Annotated in this window: 10 protein-coding genes; 6 read left to right on the top strand and 4 right to left on the bottom strand. The window is 71.2% G+C overall.

Annotated features, from left to right (window positions below):
* Window positions 1-387: 387 nt before the first annotated feature.
* From ACFYZJ_RS37365 to ACFYZJ_RS37380, 4 genes are all read right to left on the bottom strand, one after another.
* On the bottom strand, window positions 388-1239 hold the full coding sequence (locus ACFYZJ_RS37365) for a hypothetical protein (RefSeq protein WP_388576292.1): 852 nt from the start codon (window positions 1237-1239) through the stop codon (window positions 388-390).
* 185 nt (window positions 1240-1424) lie between these two features.
* Complete coding sequence (locus ACFYZJ_RS37370; protein ID WP_388576295.1) at window positions 1425-1634, bottom strand: DUF397 domain-containing protein; 210 nt, start codon at window positions 1632-1634, stop codon at window positions 1425-1427.
* A 59-nt stretch (window positions 1635-1693) separates the two neighbouring features.
* Window positions 1694-1861, bottom strand: coding sequence for a hypothetical protein (locus ACFYZJ_RS37375; protein WP_388576298.1), 168 nt, complete (start codon window positions 1859-1861; stop codon window positions 1694-1696).
* A gap of 195 nt (window positions 1862-2056) precedes the next feature.
* Window positions 2057-4999 (bottom strand): BTAD domain-containing putative transcriptional regulator, encoded by a 2943-nt coding sequence (locus ACFYZJ_RS37380; RefSeq protein WP_388576300.1) that lies wholly within the window; start codon window positions 4997-4999, stop codon window positions 2057-2059.
* Between the two features lie 193 nt (window positions 5000-5192).
* On the opposite strand from ACFYZJ_RS37380, the gene ACFYZJ_RS37385 reads away from it, so the two are divergent.
* The 6 genes from ACFYZJ_RS37385 (at window position 5193) to ACFYZJ_RS37410 (ending at window position 12603) form a co-directional block, all read left to right on the top strand.
* Window positions 5193-6449: an amidohydrolase family protein gene (locus tag ACFYZJ_RS37385; protein WP_388576302.1), complete on the top strand. Its 1257-nt coding sequence runs from the start codon at window positions 5193-5195 to the stop codon at window positions 6447-6449.
* A gap of 35 nt (window positions 6450-6484) precedes the next feature.
* The gene (locus ACFYZJ_RS37390) at window positions 6485-7390 is read left to right on the top strand and encodes a TIGR03619 family F420-dependent LLM class oxidoreductase (RefSeq protein WP_388576305.1); all 906 of its coding nucleotides are present in this window, start codon (window positions 6485-6487) and stop codon (window positions 7388-7390) included.
* 13 nt (window positions 7391-7403) lie between these two features.
* Entirely contained in the window at window positions 7404-8180 is a 777-nt protein-coding gene (locus tag ACFYZJ_RS37395) for an SDR family NAD(P)-dependent oxidoreductase (protein ID WP_388576308.1), read from the top strand.
* 113 nt (window positions 8181-8293) lie between these two features.
* Entirely contained in the window at window positions 8294-9412 is a 1119-nt protein-coding gene (locus tag ACFYZJ_RS37400; RefSeq protein WP_388576310.1) for an LLM class flavin-dependent oxidoreductase, read from the top strand.
* A 12-nt stretch (window positions 9413-9424) separates the two neighbouring features.
* Window positions 9425-11155, top strand: a complete 1731-nt coding sequence (locus ACFYZJ_RS37405; protein WP_388576312.1) for an amidohydrolase family protein — start codon at window positions 9425-9427, stop codon at window positions 11153-11155.
* Window positions 11152-12603: an aldehyde dehydrogenase family protein gene (locus ACFYZJ_RS37410; protein ID WP_388576315.1), complete on the top strand. Its 1452-nt coding sequence runs from the start codon at window positions 11152-11154 to the stop codon at window positions 12601-12603. Before ACFYZJ_RS37405 ends, ACFYZJ_RS37410 begins: the two co-directional genes overlap by 4 nt.
* Window positions 12604-12618: the final 15 nt, after the last annotated feature.

The raw sequence follows: 12618 nt of genomic DNA on the forward strand, positions 1-12618 counted from the left end.
AGCGTGCGGGCGGCCGGGGGTGTAGTGGGGGGCTGGCCGGGGGTGGGGGTGGTTGTTGGGTGGGTTGTGCCCGGGGTTGGGGGGCGCGGTCGCGTCTTGCATGCATGCCGGGTGGGCTTGGCGGCTTGCGGTGGGTCGTGGGTGGGGTGGGGTGGGGGGTGGCGCGGTCGCTGAGGGGGCAGCGGGCGGGCCTCGCTGGTCACAGCAGCCCTCTGGGGCCTCACTCGGTCAGGCAATTGGAGGGTTTGTGCTATGCCCGGGTGCTCGCTGCCAGGTTTTTTGTCCTGTGGCTGGCACAATCCCGCCAGTCACCGAGTCGGGAGTGGGAATGGGCTTGCGCCACTCGCCACCACCGAGGAGTCGAAGCCCGCTCTCCCGCCCTCCCTCTCACCCGACAGCACTCACTCGCCTAGCCCCGGCTGCAGCCAGGGCAGCGCGAACCTGCTCGATCATCAGCGCAGGGCGGTGGAACACGTCCTCGGCGGTGAAACGCAGGATGCTGCGGACCTCGGGGCACTGAACGATCTGGTTGAAGCGGGCGACGTCGCGTCGATGGGATTCCCGGGTGCCGTGGTAGGCGTATCCCTCGATCTCGACCGCCAGCCCCTCGGCGCGGAAGAGGAAGTCGAGGATGACACGGCGGCCGGCGGGAGTGAGGAGTTCGGCCTGTGACTCGGGGTGGAGCCCGGCGTCGTACAGGCGCAGGCGGGCGATCGTCTCTGCCGGTGACCCGGCGCGAGGGTCGCACAGGGGCAGCCACCGACGAGCTCTGGCCGCCCCTCGTGAGGGGACCTCGAGTGCAGCCTTGATCGAGTCGAGGGTGGTGAGCGGGGCGCGGCGGACGCCTCCGGCCCTTCGGTAGGTGAGCGCCGACTCCACGGCGACGAGCGCGTCATCCCTGGGGCCGGCCCGAAGCAGGTCGGTGACCGTACGCACCGGCGCGGTGATCCGCAGGCCCCGCCGCTCCATCACCTCCCCCGGTCCGAGGGCGGAGCGGTGCACGCGTACGCCCTTGCCCTCCGGGCGGTGGGTGCGCTCCGGGTCGATGAACTCCAGCGGCGTAGCGGTCGACGGAGTGAGCGTCTCGATGAGCCAGAGGGCGGCCGCGGATCGGTGGCTCACGACGAGCCGGGGATTGAGGAGCTGCACCGCGCGGAGCCGTATGCGGAGATCCGGTGTGCACCCCGGCTCCGCCCAGACGCCGTTCCGCATGTGGATCCAGCCTTCGTCCCGAAGCACCCGCACAAGGCTTCGTCGAGGCCAACCGGCCTCAAGGGCATGGGAAGTGAGGAGCAGTCCCTCCTTGGCCAGTTCCTTCAGCGGCGCTCGCTTCATTCGGCCAAGATCGCAAAAGCCTGGCTGATCCATGGCCCCCTGTGGATAACCTCGTGGCCCCAATCCGCCAACCGGTTCCGGGGTCTGGGTCAGCGCTTCGAGGAGGAGAGGAAAGCGGCACGGACAGAGGGGCGGAAGAGGAGTACGGGGCCCTCTTCCTGCGGGCCCATCGAGTCGCGGACGGGGACTACGCCGGGGAGCCCGTCGGCGACCTTGACGCAGTCGTCGCCACTGCCGTTGCTGTAGCTGCTCTTCCTCCAGTGCGAAGGATTGGTGACAGCCTTGCTCCGGACATGCATCGGCCGCGACGGCTCCCCCTCCGCGCCGCCGCGGCCGATCCCCGTTGTGTGCTGGTCTTTCAGGCCTCTTCGCTCGTGATGTGGGTGTCGAGCGGCTTGATCGTCCCGTCGTCGGCCTTGGCGTCGGTGATGTGCGTGTCGAGAGGGTTGACGGTGCCGGCGGCGGCGTCGGTGATGTGGGTGTCGAGCGGCTTGACGGTGCCGTCGGTCTTCTTCTCTTCGGCCATGATGTTCAACTCCTGTGGCTCTGGGGACGATGCCCGCCCGGCGACTCCCCCGAGGGCCGCCGGACGGGCTGGTAAGGGCCGTTCACCTTAGCGGTCGGCCTCAATGGCGATCCGTCTGCCCCCCGACGCGACGGAACGACGGCATTCAGAGTGCCGTGAGGCGATAAACGAACGATGAACGCGGCCCGTGTCCGACTACGCGGTGGTCACGGGAGTGAGCAGGCTCCGCACCTGTGCAGCCTCCGGGGAGTCCAGATCCTCGTATATGGACAGGGCTTCGCGCCAACAGGCCTGCGCACGGTCCAACTGCCCGATGTTGTGTAGGGCTCGCCCCAGGATGGTGAGTACGTTCCCTCGCCGCCAGTCCCCGCCGATGCCGCGGAGTACGGCGAGTGACTGTTCTGCGAGAGCGGCAGCCTGGGCGGACTTTCGCTCGCTGAGTCGAATCTCGGCGATCCGGAATATCGTCATGCCCTCCCAGAGACGCTGGCGGCTGTCTCGGAAGACCTCGAGAGCCTCGTTCAACTGCTCGACCGCGTTGGTGAGTTCTTCGGCCTGCGCGAGCGCCAGCCCCAAGGCATAGCGGCCGTTGGCGCCCCGCAGGGTATGGCCGAGACGGTCGTAGATGCTGACGCCCTGCCGCGCGAGCTCGATCGCGCTTTTCGTATATCCCATGGCGAGGTGCGAACGCGAGAGGTTGCACAGCGCGCTGGCCTCACCAGCCAGGTTGCCGTCCGACCGGAAGTTGCTGATGGCCTCCTGCAAATAGGCGGCCCCTTCGGCGTGCCGGCTGCGATAGACCGCGATCACGCCACGATGGTTCGGAACCCAGCTGCTGAGGGCCGGATCACTGATCGTCCGTGCCAGAGCCGCGGCCTGGCTCACCTCCTCGTCGGCTTGGGCGAATCGCCCGGCCGCCAGATGGGCGTCTGTCAACGTCGTCCGAGCTCGTCCCTCGGCCTGCACGTCGCCCGCCGCCTGAGCGGCATCGCGCGCCGCCGTAGCAGCTGCCTCATAGTCACGGGCGTTGGCGCCGGACTCGGCCAGGTCCTTCGCCGCCCAAAGAAGGTCGACAGCCCGTCGCAGGTCGCCCTTCCTTACGGACTGACCCGCGCATGCCAGCAGGCAGTTCGCTTCAGAGTAAAGCCAGTCCTGGGCCTCATGCCGGTCGGCGAAGGTCAGTCCCGGGTACTGCGTGGCCTCCAGGTGATCCACCAGCCGATCCCCCGGCCGCTCGATCGCATAAACCCCCGCCGCCGTAGCCAGATAGAAGTCCAGCAACCGCGACATCGCCGCATCCCGCTCGCTCGGCGGATGTTCGTCCCGTTCCGCGCACGCACGCGCGTAGAGGCGGACCAGGTCGTGGTAGCGGTAGCGGCCGGGGGCCGCCGACTCCAGCAGAGAGGTGTCGACGAGGGACTCCAGCAGGTCCTCCGTCTCCTCCAGCGGGAGGTCCAGGACCGCTGCGGCGGCCGCCAGCGAGATGTCCGGGCCGTCCGCGAGGCCCAGCAGCCGGAACGCTCGCGCCTGCGCCGGCTCCAGTTGGCCGTAGCCCAGCTCGAACGTCGCCTTGACCGCCAGGTCGCCGGCCTGGAGTTCGTCCAACCGTCGGCGCTCGTCCGCCAGCTTCGCGGCCAGGACCGACACCGTCCAGGTGCGCCGGGCCGCGAGGCGCGACGCCGCGATGCGGATCGCCAGCGGCAGGAAGCCGCACGCCGCGACCACGTCCAGGGCGGCCTCGCGCTCCGAGGCCACTCTTTCCTCGCCCACGATCTTCGTGAACAGCGACAACGCCTCGTCGGGCGACATCACGTCCAGGTCCACCAGGTGTGCGCCCGCCAGGTCGACCATGCGGACCCGGGAGGTGACCAGGGCCGCGCAGCCCTCCGTGCCGGGCAGCAGCGGGCGTACCTGGGCGGCGTCGCGGGCGTTGTCCAGCAGGACCAGCACCCGGCGGCCGTCCAGGACCGAGCGGTACAGGGCCGAGCGTTCCTCCAGGGAGTCCGGGATCGCCGAGTCCGCGGTGCCCAGGGCGCGCAGGAAGGCGCCGAGGACCGTCTCCGGTTCCGCCGCGCGGGGCCCCGCGCCCTGCAGGTCGACGTACAACTGGCCGTCCGGGAAGGCGGTGCGTGCCTGGTGGGCCACGTGCACGGCCAGGGTCGTCTTGCCCACGCCTCCGATGCCCGCCAGCGCCGACACCGCCATCACCCGGCCCTCCGCCGACGCCAGCACCTCGCTCAGTTCGGCGACGAAGGCGGCACGGCCCGTGAAGTCGGGCACGGTGGCCGGGAGCTGGGCCGGGCGTACGGGGGTGGCGGAGGGCTCGGGCGCCGGTGCCGACGGTTCCGCCAGGGTCGGGTCCGCCTGGAGGATGCGCTGCTGGAGTTCCTTCAGGTCGGGGCCGGGGTCCACGCCGAGTTCGTCGGCCAGCAGGCGCCGGGTGTCCGCGTAGACCGCGAGGGCCTCCGCCTGGCGGCCGGAGCGGTACAGCGCCAGCATCAGCAGTTCGCGCAGGCGCTCGCGCAGGGGGTGCGCGGCCGTCAGGGCCGTGAGCTCCGAGACCACCTCCGCGTGGCAGCCCTGTTCCAGGTCCATGTCGAGGCGGGATTCGAGGAGTTGCAGTCGCCATTCCTCCAGGCGGGCCCGCTGTGCCTCCGCGTAGGGGCCGGGCACTCCGGCGAGCGGCTCCCCGTCCCACAGGGCCAGCGCCTCGCTCAGGACGCGCCGGGCATGGGACAGATCCCCGGAGTTCTTCGCCTTCTCGGTCTCCGCGGCCAGCTCCTGGGCCGCGGCCAGGTCCAGGGAGCGGGGCTCGCCCAGCCGCACCGCGTAGCCGCCCGACTCGCTGAGCAGGACACCGGGGGAGAGCACCTTGCGCAGCCGGGAGGCGTAGGTGCGGACCGCCGCCAGCGCCCGCGGGGGCGGATCGTCGCCCCAGAGCGCGTCGATCAGTTCGGAGGCGGTCGCCGTACGGCCCTCGCGCATCAGCAACGCGGCCAGCAGGGCCCGCTGCTGCGGCGAACCCGTGGCCAGCAGCTCCTCCCCGCGCCAGGCGCGCACCGGTCCGAGCACACCGAAGCGCAGTGCCGCCGAATCCTCGGGACCCCGCTGCTCAGGTACTCGCGGCACACCGTCCATTGTTGCCCCCTGGCCCCCTGCCGAACCGTCCACGACCAAGAGGCCAGTTTGCCTTGTTCATGGCGGATGCGTCAGCCGTGGGAGACGGCGATCACAGGTCACCGTGCAGTGCGTCACAAGGTTTCCACATGCTCTCCCCATATCCCGAGCGCCCCGTCCGCGATAGCTGACGCTCCGTCAGATCAGCGCTACCTTGAGCGGCATGGAGACCTCAGCGGCGGCCGACACCGCCTTCCCGAAGATCATCTCCGTCGACGACCACACCGTGGAGCCGCCGAACGTCTGGCAGGACCGCCTCCCGGCGAAGTACCGGAACACCGGCCCCCGTATCGTCCGCGCACCCCTGAAGGACATGACCTTCCTCGGCGGCCGGTTCGCCCCGGTCATGGGCGCCCCGGGTGACGAGGGCCCGCTCGGCGACTGGTGGGTGTACGAGGACCTGCACCGGCCCCTCACCCGCCTCGACACCGCCGTCGGCTACGGCAGGGACGAGATCAGGCTCGAGGTGATCACCTACGAGCAGATGCGCCCGGGCTCGTACGACGTCCCCCAGCGCCTCGCCGACATGGACGTCAACCACGTCCAGTCCGCCCTCTGCTTCCCCACCTTCCCGCGCTTTTGCGGGCAGACCTTCACCGAGGCCAAGGACCGGGAGCTCGGGCTGCTGTCCATCAGGGCGTACAACGACTGGATGGTGGAGGAGTGGTGCGGGCCGGAGGCCCAGGGGCGCCTCATACCGCTCTGCCTCATTCCCCTCTGGGACGCCGAACTGGCCGCCGCCGAAGTGCGCCGCAACGCCGGACGCGGCGTCCGGGCCGTCGCGTTCTCCGAGATCCCGCCCCGCCTCGGCCTGCCGTCCGTCCACACCGACGACTGGGACCCCTTCCTCGCCGCCTGTGACGAGACCGGGACGGTCGTCGCGATGCACATCGGGTCGAGCAGCCGGATGCCGTCCACGTCCGCCGACGCCCCGCCCGCGGTCGGCTCCACGATCACCTTCGCCAACTGCTGCTTCTCGATGGTCGACTGGCTGCTGAGCGGCAAGTTCGAGCGGTTCCCGAACCTGAGGGTGATGTACGCGGAGGGGCAGATCGGCTGGATCCCGTACATCCTCGAACGCGCGGACGTCGTCTGGGAGGAGAACCGCGGCTGGGGCGGCGTCGCCGACAAGGTCCACCGCCCGCCGTCCGAGCTGTTCGCCGAGCACGTCCACGGCTGCTTCTTCGACGACGCCTTCGGCCTGCGGAACCTGGACGCCATCGGGGTCGGCAACGTCCTGTACGAGACCGACTATCCCCACTCCGACTCCACCTGGCCCAAGTCCCGCGAGGTCGGCGAGGCGCAGATGGGGCACCTGGAGCCGGACGTCGTCGAGCGGATCGTGCGGCGCAACGCCATCGAGCTGCTGGGGCTGACGGAGGACGGCCTGTGGCCGGGCGGTACGCGTTGAGCGGGCCCCTGCGGTACGGGCCGCTCCGGTACGGGATGCAGCTTGCGGTCCAGTCCCGGTCCACGCTCTACGCCGAGCCCTGGGAGGCCGGGGCCGGCCCGGGCGACCTCGTCGCGGTCGCCCGGGCCGCCGACGCCGCCGGGTTCGACTACGTCGCCTGCTGCGACCACGTCGCCATCCCGCGCCGGCTCGCCCCCGCCATGGGCACGGTCTGGTACGACCCGGTGGCCACCCTCGCCCACCTCGCCGCCGTCACCGAGCGCGTACGGCTGCTCAGCCATGTCGCGATCGTCGGGCTGCGGCATCCGCTCGTCACGGCCAAGCAGTACGCGACCCTCGACCACCTCTCCGGGGGACGGCTCGTCCTGGGGGTGGGGGCCGGGCACGTGCGGGAGGAGTTCGAGGCGCTGGGGGTGGACTTCGGGCGGCGCGGGCCCCTGCTCGACGAGACGATCGACGCGCTGCGGGCCGCGCTCGGGCCCGATGAGTTCCCGGTCCACCACGGGAAGGCGTACGACTTCGAGGGGCTCGGGCAGCGGCCCCGGCCCGCTCAGCCGCGCGTCCCCCTCTGGGTGGGCGGCTCCTCGCCCGCCGCGGTCCGCCGGGCCGCGCTCAGGGCAGACGGCTGGCTGCCGCAGGGGGATCCGCGCGAGCGGCTGCCCGCGCAGATCGCCCGGATCGGGGAACTCCGCGAACGGGCCGGGCTCGACGGCCCCTTCACCGTCGGCGCCATCACCGAGCCCCTGTACATCGGTCACCCCCTGTGGGACGTCGGGTCGCGCACGATCGGCGGCGCCCCGGAGGCGATCGCCGAGTCCTTGCGGGCCTACCGCGCGATGGGCGTGGACCAGATCCAGGTGCGGTTCCGCAGCCGGAGCCGTGCCGAACTCATCGACCAGACAGCGGCGTTCGGGGCCGAGGTCGCGCCCCGCCTGGACTGAGGAGGAAGCTCCCATGGGCAAGCTGGACGGGCGCGTCGTCATCGTCACCGGGGCGGCGCGCGGGCAGGGCGAGCAGGAGGCGCGGCTGTTCGCGGCGGAGGGGGCCCGGGTGGTCCTCGCCGACGTGCTCGACGACCAGGGGGAGGCGCTCGCCAAGGAGCTGGGGCAGTCGTACGTCCATCTCGACGTGGGCCGTGAGGCCGACTGGGCCGCCGCCGTGGCCGCCGCGAAGGCGGCGTACGGGCACATCGACGGGCTGGTCAACAACGCGGGCATCCTGCGGTTCAACGCGCTTCTCGACACGCCCCTGGACGAGTTCATGAGCGTCGTCCAGGTCAACCAGGTCGGCTGCTTCCTCGGCATCCGGGCCGTCGCTCCCGAGATCGCGGCGGCCGGCGGCGGCACCATCGTCAACACCGCCTCCTACACCGCGATGACGGGGATGGCCGCCGTCGGGACGTACGCGGCGACCAAGCACGCCGTGCTCGGCCTCACCCGGGTCGCCGCGCTGGAGCTGGCGTCGGACAGGATCCGGGTGAACGCCGTGTGCCCGGGCGCCATCGACACCCCGATGGCCAATCCGGCCCAGCTGGACCCGAGCGCGGACGCCGAGGAGATGTCCAGGGCGCTCGACGAGGTGTACGGCAGGCTCGTGCCGCTCGGCCGGATAGGCAGGCCGGAGGAGGTGGCGAAACTCGCCCTCTTCCTGACCTCGGACGACTCCTCGTACATCACCGGGCAGCCGTTCGTGATCGACGGCGGATGGCTGGCCGGGGTCTCGGTCGTCTGACCACGCAGCTGACGACCCATCAGCTATTGACGGGCCGGCGGGGCGGTGCGACAGTCGGCGGCAAGCCAAGCTGACGATCCGTCAGATAGATACTCGTGGGGACGGTGACCTCCGTGGAATTCGGGCTCTTCGTACAGGGATACGTCGGCAAGCGGGCCGAGACCGACCCGCTCGCGGAGCACAAGGCGCTGATGGAGGAGACCGAGTACGTCATCCAGGCGGACAGGTCCGGCTTCAAGTACGCCTGGGCGTCCGAGCACCACTTCCTGGAGGAGTACTCGCACCTCTCCGCCAACGACGTCTTCCTCGGCTACCTCGCGCACGCCACCGAGCGCATCCACCTCGGCTCCGGGATCTTCAACCCGCTCGCCCAGGTCAACCACCCGGTGAAGGTCGCCGAGAAGGTCGCCATGCTGGACCACCTCACCGGGAACCGCTTCGAGTTCGGCAGCGGACGCGGCGCCGGCTCCCACGAGATCCTCGGCTTCCTCCCCGGCATCACCGACATGAACTTCACCAAGGAGATCTGGGAGGAGACCATCGCGGAGTTCCCGAAGATGTGGCTCCAGGACGAGTACCAGGGCTTCACGGGGAAGCACTGGTCGCTGCCGCCCCGCAAGGTGCTGCCCAAGCCGTACGGGAAGTCGCACCCCGCGATGTGGTACGCCGCCGGGTCCCCGTCCTCGTACGCGATGGCCGCCAAGAAGGGGCTCGGGGTGCTCGGCTTCAGCGTGCAGAAGGTCTCCGACATGGAGTGGGTGCTGGAGCAGTACAAGACGGCGGTCGTGGACGCCGAGCCCGTCGGGGACTTCGTCAACGACAACGTGATGGTGACGAGCACCGCGATCTGCGCGCCCACGCACGAGGAGGCGATCCGCATCGCGCTGAACGGCGAACTGCACTACCTGCCGTCCCTAGTCTTCCGCTACCACGACACCTTTCCGCGGCCCGAGGGCTTCCCCGTGTGGCCGGAGACGCTCCCCGAGTACACCGAGGAATTCCTCGAACTGCTCATCGAGGAGGAGCTGCTCATCTGCGGCGATCCGGACGAGGTGCTGCGCCAGTGCAAGAGGTGGGAGCAGGCGGGCGCCGACCAGCTCAGCTTCGGGCTGCCGGTCGGGATACCGAAGGAGGAGACGCTCCAGACGATACGGCTGATCGGCGAGCACGTGATCCCGAAGATCGACACGGATCCGGTTCACCGGACCAGCCGGTTCCGTCAGGCTGCCTGAGGGGTGCGGCGGATGCTCGATCACGTCATCAAGGGCGCGACCGTCGTGGACGGGACGGGTGCTCCCGCGTACACCGCCGACGTCGGCATACGCGACGGCCGTATCGCCGCCATCGGCGCGGTCACCGAGGAGTCCCGCACCTCGGAGGACGCCACCGGTCTCGTCCTCGCCCCCGGCTTCGTCGACCCGCACACCCACTACGACGCCCAGCTGTTCTGGGACCCGTACGCGACCCCGTCCCTGAACCACGGGGTCACCACGGTCGCGGCCGGCAACTGCGGGTTCACCCTCGCCCCGCTGAACCCGGCGCGGCCCGAGGACGCCGACTACACCCGGCGGATGATGTCCAAGGTGGAGGGCATGTCCCTGGTCGCCCTGGCGGAGGGGGCGCCCTGGACCTGGCACTCCTTCGGGGAGTACCTGGACGCCCTGGAGGGACGGATCGCCGTCAACGCCGGTTTCATGGCGGGGCACTGCGCGCTGCGGCGGTATGTGATGGGCCCGGACGCGGTCGGCGGGCAGCCGACGGACGAGCAACTGGACGCCATGCTCCGGTTGTTCCACGAGGCGATGGACGCCGGCGCCTGGGGGCTGTCCACCACCCAGTCCTCCACCCACTCCGACGGTGACGGGAAGCCGGTCGCCTCCCGGCACGCACGGCCGGCGGAGCTGCTGGCGCTCGCCAAGGCGGTGGGCGAGCACGCGGGAACCCAGATCGAGGCGATCGTCGCGGGCTGCCTGGACCAGTTCAGCGACCCGGAGATCGACCTGCTGGTGGAGATGAGCGCTACGGCGGAGCGGCCCCTGAACTGGAACGTCCTCACCATCGACGCGGCCGTCCCCGAACGCGTGCCGCGCCAGCTCTCGGCGAGCGAGCGGGCCCGCAAGGCGGGCGGCCGGGTGGTGGCCCTCACCATGCCGATCCTCACGCCGATGAACATGTCCCTCGGCACCTTCTGCGCCCTCAACCTGATCCCCGGCTGGGGGCCGATCCTGAACCTGCCCGTGCCCGAGCGGATCGCCAAGCTGCGCGACCCCGAGGTCCGGGCCGGGATGCTGCGGCACGCCTCCTCGGAGGAGGCCGGTGTCCTCCGCCGTCTCACCAACTTCGGGCGGTACGTCATCGGGGACACCTACAGCGCGCGGAACGAGGGCCTGACCGGGCGCGTCGTGAAGGACATCGCGGCCGAGCGCGGCCAGGACCCCTTCGCCTGCCTGGTCGAGATCTGCGCGAACGACGAACTGCGTACGGTCCTGTGGCCCATGCCCACCGACAACGACCCCGCCTCCTGGGCTCTGAGGGCCGAGACCTGGCGGCACGAGGACGTCCTGCTCGGCGGCTCCGACGCGGGCGCCCACCTGGACCGGATGTGCGGGGCGCCGTACACCACCCGGTTCCTCGGGGACTGTCTGCGCGGCCGGAAGCTGGTGCCGCTGGAGCAGGCCGTGAAGATGCTGACGGACGACCCCGCGCAGCTTTTCGGGCTGCGGGAGCGCGGCCGGGTGCGCGAGGGCTTCCACGCCGACCTGGTCCTCTTCGACCCGGAGCGGATCGACGCCGGGCAGGCCGTCCTCGTGCACGACCTGCCGGGGGACAGCCCACGGCTGGACTCGCGGGCGATCGGGATACGGGCCGTGTGGGTCAACGGCGTCGAGGCGATCCGGGACGACGTGGTGACCGGGGCCGTACCGGGGAAGGTGCTGCGCTCCGGGCGGGACACCAGGACGGTGAGCACCACGTGACCGACCGGCAGCGGCTGTTCATCGGCGGCGCGTGGGTGGAGCCGGACGACGGCCACTACCGGGTGACCGACCCGGCGACCGAGGGGATCGTCGGGTGGGCGCCGGAGGCCTCGCGGGACCAGGTGCGGGCGGCCTGCGCCGCGGCCCGCGAGGCGTTCGGGCCGTGGTCGAGGACGCCGCCGGAGGAGCGGGCGGCGGTGCTGGCGCGGGCGGCCGACGTCATCCAGGGCCGGCTGGGGCCGTACGCCGAGCTGGCGCAGGCGGAGAGCGGCGCGACGACCGGCACGGCCCGCGGGATGCAGGTCGGGGTCGCGGTGGCGCGTTTCCGCCGGTACGCGCGGGTGGAACCGGTGGAGCAGCCGCTGCCGCCGCAGATCAACGAGGCGGGGCCGTTCGGCCCGGCGACCGTCATGGGCGCCGTCGCCGTGCGCCGGCCGGTCGGCGTGGTCGCCTGCGTCACCTCGTACAACAATCCCTGGGCGAACCCGGCGGGCAAGGTGGCGCCCGCGCTCGCCATGGGCAACACGGTGGTCGTGAAGCCGGCCCCGCAGGACCCGCTGTCGGTGTACCGCATGGCCGAGGCTCTTCAGGAGGCGGGCGCGCCGCCGGGCGTGGTGAACGTGGTCAGCGGGGCGCGCCCGGAGGTGGGCGAGGCGGCCGTGGACTGCCCGGACGTCGACATGGTGAGCTTCACCGGCTCGACGGCCGTGGGGCAGCGCATCGCCGAGGTGTGCGGCCGGTCCATGAAACGGCAGCTGATGGAGCTGGGCGGCAAGGGCGCGGCGCTCGTCTTCGACGACGCGGACCTGGACGCGGCGGTGGCCGGAATCGGCACCACGTTCTCCTTCTACAGCGGCCAGATCTGCACGGCACCGACACGGGTGCTCGCGCAACGGGGCGTGTACGACCGGCTGGTCTCCCGGCTGGCGGCGTACGCCCGCCGTCTGAAGGTCGGTGATCCGCGCGCGCGGGACACCGTGGTGGGCCCGCTGATCTCGGCGGCGCACCGGGACCGTGTGGAGCGTTACGTCGAACTGGGCCGCAAGGAGGGCGCACGGCTGGTCACCGGCGGCGAACGGCCTCCGCACGACCGCGGCTGCTACGTCGCCCCCACCCTCCTCGCGGACTGTGCGCCCGACATGCGGGTGGTGCGGGAGGAGATCTTCGGCCCGGTGGTCGTGGTGCTCCCCTTCGACGACGAGGAGGAGGGCGTCGACCTGGCCAACGCCTCCGACTACGGCCTGATCGACTACGTCTGGTCGGGCGACGTGGCCCGCGCCTTCCGCGTGGCGCACCGGCTGCGCGCGGGCGGCGTCGGTGTGAACACGGTCGGCCGCAACATGGAGGCGCCGTTCGGCGGCTTCAAGAAGAGCGGGGTGGGCCGCGACGTGGGTTCCTACGCCCTGCACGCGTACAGCGAGCTGCAGGCGATCGTGTGGCCGGGTTGATCCGATCGAAAGACC

It is taken from the genome of Streptomyces sp. NPDC001848 (assembly GCF_042891915.1).
Classification (GTDB): domain Bacteria; phylum Actinomycetota; class Actinomycetes; order Streptomycetales; family Streptomycetaceae; genus Streptomyces.

Coding starts and splice junctions, on each gene's coding strand:
- ACFYZJ_RS37370 (WP_388576295.1), bottom strand. CDS start 1,634: ATGCATGTCCGGAGCAAGGCTGTCACCAATCCTTCGCACTGGAGGAAG.
- ACFYZJ_RS37380 (WP_388576300.1), bottom strand. CDS start 4,999: ATGGACGGTGTGCCGCGAGTACCTGAGCAGCGGGGTCCCGAGGATTCG.
- ACFYZJ_RS37390 (WP_388576305.1), top strand. CDS start 6,485: ATGCAGCTTGCGGTCCAGTCCCGGTCCACGCTCTACGCCGAGCCCTGG.
- ACFYZJ_RS37395 (WP_388576308.1), top strand. CDS start 7,404: ATGGGCAAGCTGGACGGGCGCGTCGTCATCGTCACCGGGGCGGCGCGC.
- ACFYZJ_RS37405 (WP_388576312.1), top strand. CDS start 9,425: ATGCTCGATCACGTCATCAAGGGCGCGACCGTCGTGGACGGGACGGGT.
- ACFYZJ_RS37375 (WP_388576298.1), bottom strand. CDS start 1,861: ATGGCCGAAGAGAAGAAGACCGACGGCACCGTCAAGCCGCTCGACACC.